This window comes from Xanthomonas sp. LMG 12461 (assembly GCF_009192935.1).
Taxonomy (GTDB): domain Bacteria; phylum Pseudomonadota; class Gammaproteobacteria; order Xanthomonadales; family Xanthomonadaceae; genus Xanthomonas_A; species Xanthomonas_A sontii.
The window spans coordinates 73068-91341 of the sequence record NZ_NQYT01000021.1 but is presented as its reverse complement, the minus strand read 5'-3'; the positions used below and the strand labels follow the sequence as shown (position 1 = coordinate 91341).

The following is an 18274-nucleotide window of genomic DNA, read 5'->3' as shown; positions in this document are numbered from 1 at the left end:
TTGAGAGAACTTGGTGAAGGTACGGCTGACCGTCTCCATGGTCAGGCCGAGATGGTCGGCGATGTCGCCGCGGCCCATCGGCAGCACCACCTTGTTGCCGGCATCGCCCTGGCGCGCCGCGCGGGCCGCCAGCTTGAGCAGGAAGTCGGCCAGTTTCTCGGCCGGCTGCAGCCGCGCCAACGACAGCGCCGCGTCCTGCGCCGCATCCAGCTCCAGGCAGGCGCGTTGCAGCAGCTTGCGCTCCAGGTGCGGGAACTGCGTGCGCAACTGCTGCATCTGCGCCACCGGCACCCGGCACACCCGGCTGTCGGCGATGGCTTCGATATCGTGGCGGTGCCTGGCCGATTCGCTCAGGCCGACGTAGTCGCCGGGCAGGACGAAACCGGCCACCTGGCGGCGTCCGTCGGCAAGGGTGCGGACCAGGCGCAACGCGCCGGCGGTGACGGTGTAGACCGCCTGTCGTGCCTCGCCGGTGCGGGCCAGAGTGGCGCCGGCGGCGTAATGCAGTGAGGTCGTGGCCCGTTCCAGCGCCTGCACTTCGTCGCAGGCCAGCGCCGAGCAGATCGCCAGGTGGCGGACCGCGCAATGCAGGCATTCGTTGCCGCGCGGTTCGCGCGGGGCGGACGCGTCGGCGTAGGGCAGGGCGAATCCGGAAGGAGGCCTGTTCATGGGCGGGGCAGCGGCTTCGGCACCGGCGAATGATACGCCGATGCGGCCGCGCGTGGCCGGTGCGGCTAGAATTGGCGTCCCGCTCGCCCCCGAATCGCAGGAGTTCCGCACGTGATCAAGCCCCGTACGCCGCCCGGCATCATGGAATTGCTGCCACGCGAGCAGATCGCGTTCCAGCGCATGCTGGACGTCATCCGCCGCAATTACGAGCGGTTCGGGTTCCTGCCGGTGGAGACGCCGGTGTTCGAGCTGTCCGACGTGCTGCTGACCAAGTCCGGCGGCGAGACCGAGCGCCAGGTGTACTTCGTGCAGTCCACCGGTGCGCTGGCCAATGCCGCGGCCGAGGGCGGCGAGGGCGGGCTGCCGGAGCTGGCGCTGCGCTTCGACCTGACCGTGCCGCTGGCCCGCTACGTGGCCGAACACGAGCACGAGCTGAGCTTCCCGTTCCGGCGCTACCAGATGCAGCGCGTGTACCGCGGCGAACGCGCCCAGCGCGGCCGCTTCCGCGAGTTCTACCAGTGCGACATCGACGTGATCGGCAAGGACGCGCTGAGCATCCGTTACGACGCCGAGGTGCTGGCGGTGATCCACGCGGTGTTCGCCGAGCTGGGCATCGGCGATTTCGCGGTGCAGTTGAACAACCGCAAGCTGATGCGCGGTTTCTTCGAGAGCCTGGGCGTGGCCGAGGGCGAGCGCCAGCTCGCGGTGCTGCGCGAGGTCGACAAGCTGGACAAGCGTGGCGCCGACTACGTGCGCGAGACGCTGGCCGGCGAAGCCTTCGGCATTCCCGCCGAGCAGGTGCAGCGCATCCTCGACTTCGTCGCGGTCCGCTCCAGCGGCCACGACGACGCGTTGGCGCGGCTGCAGGCGCTTGAGGCCGATGCGGCGTCCAGTGCGACCCTGCGCGAGGGCGTGGTCGAACTGCGCGAGGTGCTGGCCCTGGTCAAGGCGCTGGGCGTGCCGGAGACCGCGTACTGCCTCAATTTCTCCATCGCCCGCGGCCTGGACTACTACACCGGCACCGTCTACGAGACCTTGCTGACCGACTACCCGCAGATCGGCTCGATCTGCTCGGGCGGCCGCTACGAGGATCTGGCCAGCCACTACAGCAAATCCAAGCTGCCCGGCGTGGGCATCTCCATCGGCCTGACCCGGCTGTTCTGGCAGTTGCGCGAGGCCGGCCTGATCGACGGCATCGCCTCCAGCAGCGTGCAGGCCATGGTGGCGCTGATGGACGAAGCCAAGCTGGACGACGCGCTGGACATCGCGCGGCGCCTGCGCGCCGGCGGCATCAACACCGAAGTGCAGATGGAGCCGAAGAAGATCGGCAAGCAGTTCCAGTACGCGGCCCGTGCCGGCATCCGCTTTGTGGTGCTGGCCGGCGACGACGAGCTGGCGCGCGGGGTGGTCGCGGTCAAGGACCTGCTGCGCGAGCAGCAGTTCGAGATCGCCCGCGACGAACTGGCCAGCACGCTGCAGGTGGAGCTGGAGCAGGCCAAGGTGATGGCCTGAGTCTGGCGGCGGCGGCCGGCAACGGCCGCCGCGCTGTGCGAGATCTTCGTGGGAGCGGCTTCAGCCGCGACCGGCACGGCCGGTAACCCCGGCCACGGCCGATCCCAAAAACGCTAACTACAGCAGGCCCGCACCCTGCAGCATCGCCTTGAGCGCACGCCGTTGCGCGCCATCGTCCGCCGGCCAGCCCTGCACTTGCGCGACGACCTTGCCGTCGCGCACCAGGAAGAACGTCGGCATGCGCCATTCGCGCGGCAACAGGGGCCATTCCTCCACGTCGTAGAGCGGATGCAGCGGCGTCTGCGGCTGCGCCTGGTTCCAGGCGCGCAGCGCCTCCAGGTCCTCGCTGCCGGGCGGCAGGGTCAGCCACAGCGCGTGGCGGCGGAACGCAGGGCCCAGTTCGGGATCGGCGGCGATGGCGCGTGCTGCGTCGGCGGCGAAATGGCAGCCGGCGGCGACCAGGATCTGAGGTGGCCCCAGATCGATCCGCTGCCGGTGCAGCGTGCGCCCATCGGGTTCCAGCGACCACAGCGTCGGCCCCTGCGCCGCCGCGCCCAGGCGGTCCTCGAAGCGCAGCCAATGCGGCCAGTCGGCGCTGCCGCCATCGGCCAGCAGGCGCCGTGCGTCTTCCACGCGATGCGCGAGCAGCAGCGCGTTGCCGGCGTCGTCCACCTGCGCCGCGCTGGCCTGGCCGCGGCGTCGCAACTGCGCCAACACCTGCAGTTGCGTGTCCAGCCCCGCGGGGGTGGGGCGCAGCGCGTAGGTCGCGACGATGGCCCGATACAGAAGGTCCAGCGCGGTCGCGTCCGATTGCGCGATGGCGGCGGGGTCGAATGCTTCGGGCAGGGCGCTGCGCACGGCGGGCCAGGGATCGCGTCCAGTGCGACCGAGGCCGTCCAGATTCCGGTGGTAGCCGTTGTAGCGACGCTCCAGGTCGCCGATCGCGGCGGTGGGCTCGTTGGCGCGCGGTTGCGTCGCCCAGTGCGGCAAGCTTTCCGCGTAGCGCTCGACCCCGAACAGCGCCAGCAGCGCCCGGCCCTGCGTGCGGGTCAGCTGCGGCAGGTCCTGCGCATCGAATCCACCCAGGCCATTGCGGCCGAACACCAGGCCGTCGAGGAAGCGTTCGCGGGCGCCGGGCGTGAGCGCGTCCAGTGGCGTGCGCTGGCGGGCGTGGGCGTGCAGGTAGGCCTTGAGCTGGGCGGCGGAACGGATCGGCAGTTGCTCCACAGTGGCCGCGGTGTCGGCGTTTGCGGCCCCCTGGGCGGGAGGCGCCGGCGGCGGCTGCGCCGCTGCCGACATCGCCATGCACAGGACAAGGGCGGCAAAACACGCATTGCGCATGCGGTACTCCAGAGCGGCGGCGGTCATCGCCGATCCTAGCGGCCGCCGGGCGATCCTTCCATCCGCCGCGGGAGGTGTCTGCGCGCAGCGTGAGGCCGGATCGCGGCAACGCACAGGGCGCCAGAGCGCGCAACAGGATGGCCCGGAGGCTGAACGCCAGGTCGCCGCTGCCCGCGCAAACTTGACCTTGTAATAGCGTGCTATTACATTAGCGCAATGAAACAACGTCCCGTCCCAGCAGAAGACCGCGACAGCGACGCCTCGTTCAAGGCGTTGGCGCGCACCCTGGCCCAGCTCGGCAAGCCGCAGGAAGTGGCGGCGTTCCTGCAGGACCTGTGCACGCCGGCCGAGCTGGAGGCGATGGCGGACCGCTGGCGCGTGGTGCCGCTGCTGCTCAAGGGCGTGCCGTACCGCGAGATCCACGATCTGACCCAGGTCAGCGTCACCACCATCGGCCGTGTCGCACGGACCCTGGAATATGGCGCCGGCGGCTATGCCGCGGCGCTGCGCCGGCAGACGGCGCGCCCCTCCGATTCCCACTGAGATGTCCTGATGAGTGCTTCCCTGGCAGCACCGGCCCGCGACCGGCTGCGTATCGCGATCCAGAAGAGTGGCCGCCTGGCCGAGCCGGCCCGTGCGGTGCTGGCCGCCTGCGGGCTGAGCTGGCGCGAGAGCCGCGACAAGCTGTTCTGCTACGGCGAATCGTTGCCGGTCGACCTGCTGCTGGTGCGCGACGACGATATTCCCGGGCTGATCGCCGACGGCGTGTGCGACTTCGGCATCGTCGGCCGCAACGAACTCGAAGAGCAGGCCGGCGAGCGCCGCCGCAATGGCCTGCCGGAGGCCTATCGTGCCCTGCGCGGGCTCAACTTCGGGCAGTGCCGGCTGATGCTGGCGGTGCCGGACAGTTGGGAGTGGAGCGGCCCGCAGCAGGTGCAGGGGCTGCGCATCGCCACCAGCTACCCGGCGGTGCTGGCCGACTGGCTGGACGCGCGTGGCATCGCCGCGCAGGTGGTGGAGCTGTCCGGCTCGGTGGAGATCGCGCCGCGCCTGGGCACCGCCGACCTGATCTGCGATCTGGTCTCCAGTGGCGCCACCCTGGCCGCCAACCAGCTCAAGCCGGTGGAGACGCTGCTGGAGAGCGAGGCGGTGCTGGCCGGTCCGGTCCGCGAACCGGCCGATGCCCGCGCCGGCCTGGCGGCGATGCTGCTGCGCCGGCTCGACGGCGTGCTCAAGCTGCGCGACAGCAAGCTGCTGATGTTCCGCGCCGCGCGCGAACGCGTCGCCGACCTGGCGCGGTTGCTGCCCGACGCCGAACCGCTGGTGCAACTGCCCGGCGACGCCGATGGCCCGCTGCATTTGCAGACCATGTGCCACGGTGCGATCACCTGGCAGCGCATGGAGGAACTGGAGCGCGCAGGTGCGCAGGGCTTGATGGTGTTGACGGTGGAGCGGTCGCTGGCATGAATCGTTTGGAATGGAGCGCGCTCGACGCGCAGGAACGCACCCAGGCGCTGACCCGGCCGGTGCAGCGCGTGGCCGAGCAGACCCGCAACGCGGTGGCGCAGGTGCTCAATGACGTGCGCAGCCGCGGCGACGGCGCGCTGCGTGAGCTCACCGCGCGTTTCGATGGCGTGGTGCTGGAGACCTTCGAAGTGAGCGCCGCCGAGTTCGCCGCCGCCGAGGCGGCGGTGCCGGCGCCGCTGCGCGCGGCGATGGCCGAGGCGGCGGCGCGGATCGATACCTTCCACCGCGCCGGCATGGCGCAGCCGTACGCGTTGGAAACCGCGCCGGGCGTGGTCTGCGAGCGCGTGGTGCGGCCGATCGGCCGGGTCGGCCTGTACGTGCCGGCCGGCAGTGCGCCGTTGCCGTCGACCGCGCTGATGCTGTGCGTGCCGGCGGCGCTGGCCGGTTGTCGCGAGGTGGTGTTGTGCACGCCGCCGCGCGCCGACGGCTCGGCCGATCCGGCGGTGCTGGTCGCGGCGACCCTGTGCGGCGTCGACCGGGTGTTCAAGCTCGGCGGCGCCCAGGCGATCGCGGCGATGGGCTACGGCACCGAGACCGTGCCGTCCTGCGACAAGCTGTTCGGCCCGGGCAACAGTTACGTCACCGAGGCCAAGCAGCAAATCGCGCAGGCCGGCGCGGCGGCGATCGACATGCCGGCCGGACCGTCCGAGGTGCTGGTGATCGCCGACGCCGGCGCCGATGCGGCCTTCGTCGCCGCCGACCTGCTGTCGCAGGCCGAGCACGGTCCCGATTCGCAGGTGCTGCTGCTGTCCGACAGCGCCGCGCTGATCGAGGCGGTCGAGAACGAACTGGAGCGGCAGCTGGCGACGCTGCCGCGCGCGGCGATCGCCCGGCAGGCGCTGGCCGCGTCGCGGCTGATCCGCGTCGACACGCTGGATGACGCCTTCGCCATCAGCAACCGCTACGCCCCGGAACACCTGATCCTGGCGCTGCGCGCGCCGCGCGACTGGCTGGACCGCGTCGAGGCCGCCGGCTCGGTGTTCCTGGGCGACTACACTCCAGAGGCGCTGGGCGATTACTGCAGCGGCACCAACCACGTGCTGCCCACCAGCGGCGCGGCGCGTGCCTACAGCGGCGTGAGCGTGGCCAGCTTCCAGAACTTCGTCAGCGTGCAGAGCGCCAGCGCCGCCGGCATCGCCGCGATCGGCGGTTGCGCGGTGCTGATGGCGCGCGCCGAGGGCCTGGACGCGCACGCCAACGCGGTGGCGCTGCGCATGGAGAAGGCGGCATGAGCCAGACTCCAGACGCACGCGCCGTGCTGGCGCTGGTCCGCCCGGACCTGCGCGAGTTCGCCGGCTATTCGTCCGCGCGCAGCAGTGCGCTGCAGGGCGAGATCTGGCTCAATGCCAACGAGTCGGCCTGGGCCAACGCCGCCGATGGCGACGCCGGCAATCGCCGCTATCCCGACCCGCAGCCGCCGGCGCTGCGCGCCGCACTGGCGCAGCTGTACGCCTGCACCCCGGAACAGGTGCTGCTCGGCCGTGGCAGCGATGAGGCCATCGACCTGCTGCTGCGCGCCCTGTGCGAGCCGGGCCGCGACGCCATCGTCATCACCCCGCCGGTGTTCGGTATGTACGCGGTGTGCGCGCGGCTGCAGAACGCGCGCGTGGTCGAGGTGCCGCTGCGCGATACCGCCGAGGGCCTGCTGACCGACGTGGACGCGGTGGTGGACGCCGCATTGAGCCAGATGGCCAAGCTGGTGTTCCTGTGTTCGCCGGGCAACCCCGGCGGTGCGGCGATCGCGCTGGCCGACATCGATCGTGCCGCCGAGCGCCTGCAGGGACGTGCGGTGCTGGTGGTGGACGAAGCCTATGGCGAGTTTTCCGACGAAGCCTCGGCCACCAGCTTGCTCGCGCGCCATGCCAATCTGGCGGTGCTGCGCACGCTGTCCAAGGCGCACGCGCTGGCGGCGGCGCGGATCGGCTGCGTGATCGCCGATCCGGCGCTGATCGCGGTGCTGCGGCGCTGCCAGGCGCCGTATCCGATTCCGGCGCCATGCACGCAACTGGCGCTGGCCGCGCTGCAGCCCGAACCGCTGCGGCAGACCGCGGCGCGGGTGCAGGAGGTGCGGACCGAGCGCACGCGCATGCAGGCGGCGCTGGCGGCACTGCCCGGCGTGCGTCAGGTGTATCCGTCGCAGGGCAATTTCCTGCTGCTGCGCTTCGACGACGCCGAGGGCGCGTTCCAGGCGCTGCTGGCGGCCGGGGTGGTGGTGCGCGACCAGCGCGCCGCGCCGGCCCTGGGCGATGCGCTGCGCATCACTTTGGGCACGCCGGCGCAGAACCAGCGCGTGCTCGGCGCCTTGCAGGCATGGAGGGCCGCGGCATGACCCCGATCCTGTTCGTGGACCGCGACGGCACCCTGATCGAGGAGCCGGCCGATTTCCAGATCGACGCCTACGAGAAGCTGCGCTTCGTGCAGGGCGTGATCCCGGCGATGCTCAAACTGCGCGACGCCGGCTACCAGTTCGTCATCGTCACCAACCAGGACGGCCTCGGCAGCGAGGCCTACCCGCAGGCCGCCTTCGACGGGCCCAACGACCTGATGCTGCAGATCTTCGCCAGCCAGGGCATCGTGTTCCGCGAGGTGCTGGTCGACCGCAGCTGGCCGGCCGACAATGCGCCCACGCGCAAGCCCGGCATCGGCCTGATGCTGCCGTACCTGCAGGACCGCAGCATCGACTGGGCGCGCTCGGCGATGGTCGGCGACCGCGTCACCGACATCCAGTTCGCCGAGAACCTGCGCATCCGCGGCTTCCAGTTGCGTACCACGCAGTTCGGCGGCGAGTGGGACTGGGCCGGCATCGCCCACGAGCTGGCCGATGCGCCGCGGCGGGCGCGGGTGCAGCGCGACACCAAGGAAACCCGCATCGCGGTGGAACTCGACCTGGACCTGGCGCGCGATCCGCACTGCGCCACTGGCCTGCCGTTCTTCGACCACATGCTCGAGCAGATCGGCAAGCACGGCGGTTTCGCCCTGGACGTGCGCGCCGACGGCGACCTGCACATCGACGAACACCACACCATCGAGGACACCGGCCTGGCCCTTGGGCAGGCATTGCGCCAGGCGCTGGGCGACAAGCGCGGCATCGGCCGCTACGGCTTCACCCTGCCGATGGACGAGACCCTGGCCAGCGCCGCGCTGGACTTCAGCGGGCGCCCGTACTTCGTGTTCGAAGGCGAGTTCAAGCGCGAGCGGGTCGGCGACATGCCGACCGAACTGGTACCGCACTTCTTCCGCTCGCTGTGCGATGCGGCCGGGCTGAACCTGCACCTGAGCGTGCGTGGCGACAACGACCACCACAAGGTCGAGGCCTGCTTCAAGGCGCTGGCCCGCGCCTTGCGCCAGGCGCTGAAGCGCGAGGGTGCGGCGCTGCCCTCGACCAAGGGCGTGCTGTGAATCGGCGCGTCGTGGACACGCGGAGGGTGCGATGAGCACGGTGGCCTTGATCGACGCTGGCGGCGCCAACCTCGGTTCGGTGCGCTATGCGCTGCAGCGGCTCGGCGTGGAGCCGCGGCTGGTGCGCGACGCGGCCGGTCTGCAGGGCGCGGAGCGAGTGATCCTGCCGGGCGTGGGAGCGGCACCGCATGCGATGGCGCGGCTGCGCGAGCAGGGCCTGCTCGAGCCGCTGCGCGCGCTACAGGTGCCGCTGATCGGCATCTGCCTGGGCATGCAGTTGCTGTTCGAGCATTCCGAGGAGGGCGATGTCGATTGCCTGGGCCTGCTGACCGGCGTGGTCCGGCGCATGCCGCCGGCGCTGGGCATCCGCGTGCCGCACATGGGCTGGAACCGGCTGTTGCCGCTGCGCCCGTCGTCGTTGCTGGCGGGCGTGCCGGACGGTGCCAGCGCCTATTTCGTGCACGGCTATGCCGCACCGGTCACAGGCGACACTGTCGCCGCCTGCGATCATGGCGGTCTGTTCACCGCGGTGGTGCAGCATGGTCGCCGCTGCGGCGCGCAATTCCATCCCGAGCGCTCCGCCGACACCGGCGCGCGCATCCTGCGCAACTTCCTCGAGACCGATTTCCCATGAGCTTCGTCGTCTATCCCGCCCTGGACATCCGCGACGGCCGCGTGGTGCGGTTGGCGCAGGGCGACTACGCCCGCGAGACCCACTACGGCGACGATCCGCTGCGCCGCGCCCAGGCCTTCGCCGAAGCCGGTGCGCAGTGGATGCACCTGGTCGACCTGGATGCGGCCCGCGCCGGCGGCTATACCCTGGCACCGCTGCTGCAGCGGATCCGCAACGAGACCGGGCTGCAGGTGCAGACCGGCGGCGGCGTGCGCTCGCGCGCCGACGTGCAGCGCCTGCTCGAGGCCGGCGCCAGCCGCGTGGTGATCGGCTCGCTGGCGGTACGCGACCGCGAGTCGGTGCTGGAGTGGCTGGCCGAATTCGGTCCCGAGCGCATCACCGTGGCGCTGGACAGCCGCCAGGACGCGCACGGCGTCTGGCGCCTACCGGTGCACGGCTGGACCGAGACCTCGTCGCTGAGCCTGGACGCGCTGGCCGGCGAGTACGCCGCGGCCGGCCTGATCCACCTGCTGTGCACCGACATCGCCCGCGACGGCATGCTGTCCGGGCCGAACCTGGCGCTGTACGCGCATCTGCGGCAGCTCGCGCCGGCGTTGGCGGTGCAGGCCTCCGGCGGCATCCGCAACGCTGCCGACGTGCGCGGCGCGCGCGAGGCCGGCTGCGCCGGGGCGGTGCTCGGCAAGGCCTTGCTGGAAGGGCGGCTGCGCCTGGACGAGGCGCTGGCATGCTGAGCCGGCGCATCATCCCGTGCCTGGACGTGCGCGAGGGGCGCGTGGTCAAGGGCGTCAAGTTCCGCGACCACGTGGACATGGGCGATATCGCCGAGCTGGCGCTGCGCTACCGCGACCAGGGCGCCGACGAACTTGTGTTCTACGACATCGGCGCCAGTCCGGAAGGGCGCTCGGTGGACTACGCCTGGGTCGAAAAGGTGGCGCGGTTGCTGGACATCCCGTTCTGCGTGGCCGGCGGCATCCGCGACGTCGCCACCGCGCGCGCGGTGCTGCACGCCGGCGCCGACAAGATCTCGATCAACTCGCCGGCGCTGGAGCGGCCGGCGCTGATCGCCGAACTGGCCGAGGCCTTCGGCGTGCAGTGCGTGGTGGTCGGCATCGATTCGATCCGCGAGGACGACGGCCAATGGCGCGTGCGCCGCTTCACCGGCGATCCCAGCAAGACCCAGGCGCTGCGCATGCGCACCCTGGACTGGGTGGTGGAGGCGCAGCGCCTGGGCGCCGGCGAGATCGTGCTCAACTGCATGGACAGCGACGGCGTGCGCCGCGGCTACGACATCGCCCAGCTGCACGAGGTGCGCGCCCTGTGCAAGGTACCGCTGGTGGCGTCCGGCGGCGCCGGCGAGATGCAGCACTTCGCCGACGTGTTCGAGCGTGCCGACGTCGACGGCGCGCTGGCCGCCAGCGTCTTCCACAGCGGCGCGATCCCCATTCCCGAACTCAAGCGCTTCCTGCGCCAACGACAGATCGAGGTGCGCGATGGCGCATGAACACTCCCACGACGCGGACGCCGCCGATGCGGCGCTGGACTGGGGCAAGGGCGACGGCTTGCTGCCGGTGGTGGTGCAGGATGCCGCCACGCTGCGCGTGCTGATGCTGGGCTATATGAACCAGGAGGCGCTGGCGCAGACGCGCCGCAGCGGCCAGGTCACCTTCTACAGCCGCAGCAAGCAGCGGCTGTGGACCAAGGGCGAAAGCTCCGGCAACGTGCTGGACGTGGTGGCGATCGACACCGATTGCGATCGCGACACCCTGCTGGTGCTGGCGCATCCGCGCGGGCCGACCTGCCACCTGGGTCGCGACAGCTGCTTCCCGCAGGCGCCGGGCCAGTTCCTGGGCGCGCTCGACCGCCTTGTCGCGCAACGCGAACGCGAGCGGCCTGCGGGTAGCTACACCACGCAGCTGTTCGAGAAAGGCACGCGGCGCATTGCGCAGAAGGTGGGCGAGGAGGGCGTGGAGACCGCACTGGCCGGCGTCGCCCAGGGCGACGAGGAACTGCTCGGCGAGTCCGCCGATCTGCTCTACCACCTGACCGTGCTGCTGCGCGCACGCGGCCTGGGCCTGGCCGACGCGGTGGCCGTGCTGGAAGCGCGGCACCGCTGAGTCTGTCCGGCGCGGTCATCGCCGTGTCGATGTCGTTGGCTACAATCGGGGGCCCTCGGCTTCTCCGGATGTTCCGCATGCTGCGCACCGTCGTCCTTGCCTGCCTGTTGGCCGCCGCCGCTCCCGCCTTGGCGCAGACCGCGACGATCAGCGGCAGCGTCTACCAGGAACGCGACAACGCCCCGGGCCGCGGCCCGGGCGATGCCGGCATCGCCGGCGTGCAGGTGTCCGACGGCGTGCACATCGTCCGCACCGACGCGCAGGGCCGCTACCGCCTGCAGGTGGAGCCCGGCCGCACGGTGTTCGTGATCAAGCCCGACGGCTACAGCTTCGCCAGCGCCGGCAACGGCCTGCCGGACTACTGGCGGCACTACGCGCCCGCCGGCTCGCCCACGCTCAAGTATCCGGGCATCGCGCCCACCCGCGGCGCCACCGACCACTGGGACTTCGCGTTGCGCGCGCAGCCCAAGGCCGACAGCACCGAGGTGCTGGTGTTCGCCGATACCCAGACCGCGTCGATGACCGATGTCGGCTACTACGCCCGCGACATCGTCGCGCCCTTGCGCGGCAAGACCCATGCGCGCATCGGCACCACCCTGGGCGACGTGGTCAGCGACGACCTGTCGCTGTATCCGGCGCTGAATGCGGAAACCGCCAAGCTCGGCGTGCCGTGGTTCCATGTGCCCGGCAACCACGACCTCAACTTCGACGCGACCGACGACGTCGATTCGCTGTCGAGCTGGCGTGCGGTCTACGGTCCCGACACCTACGCGGTGGAAGAGGGCGGCGCCAGCTTCGTGTTCCTGGACGACGTGGTCTACCAGCCGACGCAGCAGCCGAAGTACATCGGCGGCCTGCGCGCGGACCAGTTCGCGTTCCTGCAGGCCTACCTGGCCAGCGTGCCCAAGGAGCGGCTGGTGGTGCTGGGCCTGCACATCCCGCTGTTCGATGCGGCGCCCGGCAAGGAGACCTTCCGCCATGCCGATCGCGCGCGGCTGTTCGCGCTGCTGCAGGCGTTCCCGCATGTGCTGGTACTCAGCGGCCACAGCCACACCCAACGCCACTATTACCACGGTGCCGACGAGGGCTGGCACGGCGCGCAGCCGCTGCACGAATACAACGTCGGCGCGGCCTGCGGCGCGTTCTGGTCCGGGGTCAAGGATGCCGAGGGCATTCCCGCCGCGACCATGGCCGACGGCACCCCGAACGGCTATGCACTGCTGACCGTGCGCCGCGACGGCGGCTATGCGCTGGCGTACCACGCCGCGCGTGCCGCCGACGACACCCAGATCGGCCTGCATGCGCCGAAGGTATTGCGCCGCGGTGCCTATCCGGCCTGGGGTGTGTACGCGAACGTGTACATGGGCGAGGACGACACGCGCGTCGAGTACCGCGTGGACGACGGCGCCTGGAAGCCGATGCAGCGGGTCGAACAGCCGGACCCGGCTCTGCTCGCCGAGAACGCGCGCGACGATGCCGCCGACGCGTTGCGCGGCTACGATCGGTCGCCGGAAGCGATTCCGTCGCAACACCTGTGGCGCGGCGCCTTGCCGACCGAACTGAGCGTGGGTGCGCACCGCATCGAGGTCCGCGCGTTCGACCGCTGGCGCGGCGAGCAGCACGCCAGCGGCAGCTATCGATTGCAGGACGCGAGCCCCTGATGGGATGCGGCGGTGGTGACCGGCATATTTGCGCGCAGCGATGCTGCGTGCCCGGTCACCGTCACTGTCGCGACAGAGCTTTAGTCGCCATGCGTCCCAGGCGTCGGGGCTGAAGCCCCTCCCACAGGCGCCGATCAGCGTCTCGCAGCGTCGGACCCACGTAGGAGTGGCTTCAGCCGCGACAAGCGCGGTAATACGGTCGCGCCATCCACCGCCAACGGCAAGAGGCTCGCGGTCCACACGCGCCACACCGAACCCCAGAAACAAAAAAACCTCCACGAAGGAGGCCTACAAAACCAAATGATCCTGGCTGGCGAGCGAAGGCTGGCGGGCGGTCGGATCGGGGGCGCAGTTGGCTGGCGAAACGCGGGCTGGCTTGCTGCGGGAGGCATTCTAGCGAGCGCTCACACGTCGCGATCGAACGCGAATCACTCTCATCCTTTCGGCCTGCTACACGGGGTCGGGCTTACGCGGTCGAGGGCAGGAGCGGCCGGCAAACACGCGAGTGCGCGCGACGTCGCATACAGTCGACCCCGCGTCCTGCGCGGTTGCGTCACCGCGCCGGCGTGCGCTTCGTCGGCGGTGCGGGGTTCTGCGCGCGCGCCGCCGTGTCTGGCGCGGTCGCTGCGCCACGCTTGAGGCTCTGCTCGCCATCGTCCGCATCCGCCGCGTCGTCCGCATCGGGCTCCGGATACGGGTACGGCGGCGCGGTGGCGCTCGGCAACTGCGCGCGCCAGTGCTGCAGCCAAGCGCCGATGCGCGCGCCCACGTACAGCTGCGGATACGACGGCGCCTCGCCTTCGGCCTGCTCGCGTGCGCTGATCTCGGCGCTGGCCAGGCGATAGCTGTCGACCAGATCGGTGGTGCGCGCCAGCGCGTCGATCAACCAGGCGCGGCCGAAATAGGTGGCGCTGGCGGTGTTGCCGCAGCCGAACGAGGGCCGGTCGCGACGGGCGGCGGTGATCACCAGGGTGTCGGCGGTCTTCAGCGCCGGCACGAAGCCGCCGGAGTAGCAGGCCGAAATCACGATGATGCGGTTGCGGATGCCGGCGTCGTCGAGCAGGCGGCGCAGTTCCTGCGGGGTGATGGTGTCGTACTCGGCATCCTCGCCGGGGCCGAACTGCAGATACAGCTCGTGCTGCTCGGTGCCGTGGCTGGTCAGGAACAGCAGCAGCGCGTCCTCGCGCTTGTCCATCAGCTTGCCGATGCGGTCCAGCGTATCGGCCAGGTTGTCGTAGGAGGCCTGCGGCGCGTAGGCGTGCGCGCCGAGATTGTCGCCGTGGTTGATCAAAGTGGCGATGCGGCCAGCGGCGCCAAAGCGCTGCGTGAACATCTGCCGCAGGTACAGCACTTCGTTGCGGAACACGTCCTCGCTGGCGTCGCCGGCGAAGCCGACCACGTACAGGTCGGGGACGCCCGGGCGCTGAGACTGCAGCGACCCCAGCGCCTGGCGCAGCTGCGCCTGGTCGACCGGATCCTGCGCCGCCTCGTCCTGCGCGGTGTCGGCCACGCCGGCCGGCATGGCGCCGGCATCGGAATGGCAGGCGGGCAGCGCCAGCGCCAGCAGCGCGGCCGGCAGCAGCCGGCGCCGCAGCACGGCCAACGGGCGCCGCAACGCCGCCAGGGCGGCCATCAAGGCAGCGACAGGCCTGCGCATGCGCGGGGACTCAGAAGCCCAGGTCGGCGAAGCTCTCCGCGCGGCGGTGGCCGTTGCAGGCCTCGCCCTGGCGCGGTTGCGGGTAATCGTCGCGGCGGTCGATCAGCACCGTGTCCAGGCCGGCGGCGCGGGCCGCATCCAGTTCGGCGACCACGTCGGACAGGAACACGATCTGCGCCGGCGCCACGCCGATCGCCTCGGCGATGCGCGCGTAGCTGGGTTGCTCGCGCTTGCCGCCGATCTCGGTATCGAACCAGCCGGAGAACAGGCCGCGCAGATCGCCGGCGTCGCTGTGGCCGAAGAACAGCTTCTGCGCCGGTACCGAGCCGGACGAGTACACGTACAGCGCGCGGCCGTCGGCATGCCAGCGGCGCAGCGCCGGCGCGGCATCGGGATAGATGTGCGCGGTGAAGTCGGCATCGCGGTAGCCGGCTTCCCAGATCATGCCCTGCAGCGCCTTCAGCGCGGTGTGCTTGCGGTCCTCGTCGATCCAGCCCTGCAGGGTCTCCACGATCACCGCATCGGTGCAGATGCCGCCGCATTCGCTGGCGACGGCATCCAGCCATTGCCGCACCTGCGGCTGCTGGCCGTGCTCGCGCACGAAGCCGGGCAGGGCGCGGCGCGCATAGGGGAACAGCACGTCCTTGACGAAGGAGATACTGCTGGTGGTGCCTTCGATGTCGGTGAGTACGACGCGCGGATCGGTCATCGCTCAGTGCGCCTCGCCGCGCAGCTTCGCCTCGTAGCGCGGGAAGCGCTGGGCGATGTCGGTGCCGGTGAAGTGGCCGACCCAGCCGTCCGGCTCGGTGAAGAAGCGGATCGCGACGAAGCGCGGCTCCGGGCCCATGTCGAACCAGTGGTGGGTGCCGTCGGGCACGGCGATCAGGTCGTCCTGCACGCACTCGATCTCGTAGACCTTGCCGTCCACATGCAGGGTGAACAGGCCGGAGCCGGCGACGAAGAAGCGCACCTCGTCTTCCTTGTGGAAGTGCTCGTCGAGGAACTTCTTGCGCATCTCCTCGCGCTGCGGGTTGTCCGGGGCGATGCTGACCACGTCCACGGTCTTGAAGCCGTTGGCGGCGACCAGGCGGTCGATGTCGGCCTTGTAGGCGGCCATGACCGCGTCCGGCGAGGCGCCGGGCTCGATCGGCTGGTTGGCCTGCCAGCGCTCGAAGGTGACGCCGATCTTGTGCAGTTCAGCGGCGATCGCGTCGCCATCGCGGCTGTCGAACAGCGGCGCGTCGGGAGTGGTGTCGGCGAAGATGCGGAGTCGGCTCATGGCGGCGGGCGAAAGCGGAGTGGGGACGAAAAGGGTAGCAGGTGCGCGGCCGGCGGCCGTTGCGGCGCTGGAACGCTGTCGCGCCGCGGCGGATCAGCCGGCGGCGCGCAGTTTGCGCAGCTCCAGCTCGCAGTGCAGCAGGAACTCGAAGGCTTCGAGGTGGCGGCGCGCTTCGGCCATGTCGCGGCCCCAGGCGTACAGGCCGTGGCCGTCGATCAGGTAGCCCCACAGCGGCGTGCGATCGAGCAGGGCGTCGACCTGCGCGGCCAGCACGGTCATGTCCTGGGTGTTGGCGAACACCGGCAGGTCCACCGCGGTCTCGTGGGTCTGGTTGCCGTGCAGCGCCTTCAGCAGCTCGTAGCCTTCCAGGCGGATATGGCCCTGCGGCGCATACAGGCGCGAGGCGATGGTCTGCACCGGCGAGTGCGTGTGCAGAATGCAGCCGACCTCGGGGAAGCGCCGGTACAGCTGGGTGTGCAGCAGGGTCTCGGCGGACGGGCGCAGCGGCCGGCCGACGGCCTGGCCGTCGAAGTCCACCACCATGATGTCGTCCTCGACCAGCCGGCCCTTGTCGCGACCGGAGACGGTGATCGCGGCATGGCGATCGTCCAGGCGGTGCGAGAAGTTGCTGCTGGTGGCGGGCGTCCAGCCGGCCTGCGAGAGCTCGCGGATGTTGTCGATCAGCAGGTGCGCCAGCGTGCGCAGGCGCTCGGAATCGTAGGGCAGTGCGTTCATGCGCGTAGTGTAGGGCTTGATCGCTGGATTGGGATGACAGGTGGTGGTGCACCCAGTAGCACCTCCTCACGCCGTACCCTCACCCCAACCCCTCTCCCGGGGGGAGAGGGGCTTTGGCTTCTCCCTTCTCCCGTCGGGAGAAGGTGCCCCGCAGGGGCGGATGAGGGTACGTGCGAAGCCTCGTGTTGCCAGATGGGTGCAGCGCTTCGCGCGCCGTACCCTCACCCCAACCCCTCTCCCGATGGGAAAGGGGCTCTGCGCTCAGCCTTGGCTGCCGCGCAGGCGGCTGTGGCGGTAGCCGTAGCCGAAGTAGATCGCCAGGCCGATCACCGTCCAGCCGGCCATCAGCATCCAATTGTGCGCGGTCATCGCCGACAGCAGCGCCAGGCAGCTGAGCACGCCGGCGATGCAGATCGGCCAGGCGAACGGAATGCGAAACGGCCGCGGCAGGTCCGGCTGGGTGCGGCGCAGGATCAGCACGCCGGCGCAGACCGCGGCGAAGGCGATCAGGGTGCCCATCGAGGTCAGTTCGCCCAGCACGTCCAGCGGGAACAGCGCCGCCAGCAGGGCGATGCCGATGCCGGTGATCACCGTGTTGACGTGCGGGGTGCGGTAGGTCGGGTGGATCTTGGTGAACACCGGCGGCAGCAGGCCGTCGCGGGCGATGATCATGAAGATGCGCGGTTGGCCGATGATCATCACCAGCACCACCGAGGACAGGCCGATCAGCGCGCCGACCTCCACCACCACGCGCAGCCAGCCCAGTTGCGGATGCGCGGCGACCGCGGTCACCACCGGCTCGTCGGTGCCCAGTTGCGCGAACGGCACCAGCCCGGTCATCACCGCGGCCATGGCGATGTACAGCACGGTGCAGATCACCAGCGACAGGATCATGCCGATCGGCAGGTCGCGCTGCGGCCGGTGCGATTCCTGCGCCGCCACCGACACCGCCTCGAAGCCGATGTAGGCGAAGAACACCATCGCCGCGCCGCGCAGCACGCCGTCCAGGCCGTACTTGCCCGGGCCTTCGTTGGCGGGGATGAACGGGTGCCAGTTGGCCGGGTCCACGTACTTCCAGCCGGCGGCGATGACCAGCAGGATCAGGCCGCTCTTCAGCACCACCATCGCCATGTTCATGGCCGAGGACTTGCGGATGCCGACGTAGCACAGCCAGGTCAGCAGCAGCACGATGCCGGCGGCAGGCAGGTTGGCGATCGCGCCGGTGGGCTGCAGCTTCCCGTCCAGCGGCGCGTTGACCAGTGCCGCGGGCAGATGGATGTTGAAGTGGTCGAGCAGGCTCAGGAAATAGCCGGTCCAGCTGACCGCCACCGCCGAGGCCGACACGCCGTACTCCAGCACCAGCATCCAGCCGATGAACCAGGCCGCCAGTTCGCCGAAGGTGGCGTAGGTGTAGGTGTAGGCGCTGCCGGAGACCGGCACCATCGCCGCGAACTCGGCGTAGGCCAGCGCGCAGAACGCGCAGCACACCGCGGCCAGCACGAATGAGAGCATGATCGCCGGCCCGGCATGGTTGGCCGCGGCCTGCCCGGTGATGACGAAGATGCCGCCGCCGATCACCGCGCCGATGCCCAGCGCGGTCAGGCCCCAGGGGCCGAGTGCACGTTGCAGGCCCAGCCCGCCGGCGTCCTCGTGGCTGGCATGGGGGTGTTTGGTGGCCAAGAGTTGTTTGAGCATCGAGCGGTTCCAGCCGGGCGCGGCGTGCGAGGAAGGGGTGCGAACGCGAAG

18 protein-coding genes are annotated in these 18274 nt (G+C 70.7%); 11 read left to right on the top strand and 7 right to left on the bottom strand.

The window, feature by feature from the left end; translation table 11 throughout:
* A partial coding sequence (locus CEK68_RS06205) for a cyclic nucleotide-binding domain-containing protein (RefSeq protein WP_152238872.1) occupies positions 1 to 669 on the bottom strand: 669 nt, incomplete at its 3' end.
* 111 nt (positions 670 to 780) lie between these two features.
* On the opposite strand from CEK68_RS06205, the gene hisS reads away from it, so the two are divergent.
* Positions 781 to 2181 (top strand): histidine--tRNA ligase, encoded by a 1401-nt coding sequence (gene hisS / locus CEK68_RS06200; RefSeq protein ID WP_152238871.1) that lies wholly within the window; start codon positions 781 to 783, stop codon positions 2179 to 2181.
* Between the two features lie 117 nt (positions 2182 to 2298).
* On the opposite strand, the gene CEK68_RS06195 is transcribed toward hisS, so the two are convergent.
* Positions 2299 to 3549 (bottom strand): hypothetical protein, encoded by a 1251-nt coding sequence (locus tag CEK68_RS06195; RefSeq protein WP_226977780.1) that lies wholly within the window; start codon positions 3547 to 3549, stop codon positions 2299 to 2301.
* A 189-nt stretch (positions 3550 to 3738) separates the two neighbouring features.
* Here CEK68_RS06195 and CEK68_RS06190 point away from each other — a divergent pair, with 189 nt between their 5' ends.
* From CEK68_RS06190 to CEK68_RS06145, 10 genes are all read left to right on the top strand, one after another.
* Positions 3739 to 4065, top strand: a complete 327-nt coding sequence (locus CEK68_RS06190) for a YerC/YecD family TrpR-related protein (RefSeq protein WP_017908286.1) — start codon at positions 3739 to 3741, stop codon at positions 4063 to 4065.
* Positions 4066 to 4074: 9 nt separating this feature from the next.
* Positions 4075 to 4989, top strand: a complete 915-nt coding sequence (gene hisG, locus CEK68_RS06185) for an ATP phosphoribosyltransferase (RefSeq protein WP_152238870.1) — start codon at positions 4075 to 4077, stop codon at positions 4987 to 4989.
* Positions 4986 to 6281 (top strand): histidinol dehydrogenase, encoded by a 1296-nt coding sequence (gene hisD / locus CEK68_RS06180; RefSeq protein WP_152238869.1) that lies wholly within the window; start codon positions 4986 to 4988, stop codon positions 6279 to 6281. Before hisG ends, hisD begins: the two co-directional genes overlap by 4 nt.
* Positions 6278 to 7378, top strand: a complete 1101-nt coding sequence (gene hisC, locus CEK68_RS06175) for a histidinol-phosphate transaminase (RefSeq protein WP_152238868.1) — start codon at positions 6278 to 6280, stop codon at positions 7376 to 7378. The genes hisD and hisC overlap by 4 nt, the downstream gene beginning before the upstream one ends.
* On the top strand, positions 7375 to 8448 hold the full coding sequence (gene hisB / locus CEK68_RS06170; protein ID WP_152238867.1) for a bifunctional histidinol-phosphatase/imidazoleglycerol-phosphate dehydratase HisB: 1074 nt from the start codon (positions 7375 to 7377) through the stop codon (positions 8446 to 8448). The genes hisC and hisB overlap by 4 nt, the downstream gene beginning before the upstream one ends.
* Before the next feature lie 31 nt (positions 8449 to 8479).
* Positions 8480 to 9082 (top strand): imidazole glycerol phosphate synthase subunit HisH, encoded by a 603-nt coding sequence (gene hisH, locus CEK68_RS06165; protein WP_017913325.1) that lies wholly within the window; start codon positions 8480 to 8482, stop codon positions 9080 to 9082.
* Complete coding sequence (hisA, locus tag CEK68_RS06160; protein ID WP_152238866.1) at positions 9079 to 9813, top strand: 1-(5-phosphoribosyl)-5-[(5-phosphoribosylamino)methylideneamino]imidazole-4-carboxamide isomerase; 735 nt, start codon at positions 9079 to 9081, stop codon at positions 9811 to 9813. Before hisH ends, hisA begins: the two co-directional genes overlap by 4 nt.
* The gene (gene hisF / locus CEK68_RS06155) at positions 9807 to 10583 is read left to right on the top strand and encodes an imidazole glycerol phosphate synthase subunit HisF (RefSeq protein ID WP_152238865.1); all 777 of its coding nucleotides are present in this window, start codon (positions 9807 to 9809) and stop codon (positions 10581 to 10583) included. The genes hisA and hisF overlap by 7 nt, the downstream gene beginning before the upstream one ends.
* Entirely contained in the window at positions 10573 to 11196 is a 624-nt protein-coding gene (gene hisIE / locus CEK68_RS06150; RefSeq protein WP_152238864.1) for a bifunctional phosphoribosyl-AMP cyclohydrolase/phosphoribosyl-ATP diphosphatase HisIE, read from the top strand. The genes hisF and hisIE overlap by 11 nt, the downstream gene beginning before the upstream one ends.
* A 77-nt stretch (positions 11197 to 11273) precedes the next feature.
* Positions 11274 to 12857, top strand: a complete 1584-nt coding sequence (locus CEK68_RS06145; RefSeq protein ID WP_193314120.1) for a calcineurin-like phosphoesterase family protein — start codon at positions 11274 to 11276, stop codon at positions 12855 to 12857.
* Between the two features lie 553 nt (positions 12858 to 13410).
* On the opposite strand, the gene CEK68_RS06140 is transcribed toward CEK68_RS06145, so the two are convergent.
* From CEK68_RS06140 to CEK68_RS06120, 5 genes are all read right to left on the bottom strand, one after another.
* Positions 13411 to 14490, bottom strand: a complete 1080-nt coding sequence (locus tag CEK68_RS06140) for a C13 family peptidase (protein ID WP_152238875.1) — start codon at positions 14488 to 14490, stop codon at positions 13411 to 13413.
* 34 nt (positions 14491 to 14524) lie between these two features.
* The gene (mtnC, locus tag CEK68_RS06135) at positions 14525 to 15223 is read right to left on the bottom strand and encodes an acireductone synthase (protein WP_017912145.1); all 699 of its coding nucleotides are present in this window, start codon (positions 15221 to 15223) and stop codon (positions 14525 to 14527) included.
* 3 nt (positions 15224 to 15226) lie between these two features.
* The gene (locus CEK68_RS06130; protein ID WP_152238862.1) at positions 15227 to 15793 is read right to left on the bottom strand and encodes an acireductone dioxygenase; all 567 of its coding nucleotides are present in this window, start codon (positions 15791 to 15793) and stop codon (positions 15227 to 15229) included.
* A 93-nt stretch (positions 15794 to 15886) separates the two neighbouring features.
* The gene (locus CEK68_RS06125) at positions 15887 to 16528 is read right to left on the bottom strand and encodes a methylthioribulose 1-phosphate dehydratase (RefSeq protein ID WP_017912143.1); all 642 of its coding nucleotides are present in this window, start codon (positions 16526 to 16528) and stop codon (positions 15887 to 15889) included.
* A 261-nt stretch (positions 16529 to 16789) separates the two neighbouring features.
* Entirely contained in the window at positions 16790 to 18223 is a 1434-nt protein-coding gene (locus CEK68_RS06120; protein WP_152238861.1) for an amino acid permease, read from the bottom strand.
* Between the last annotated feature and the right edge of the window lie 51 nt (positions 18224 to 18274).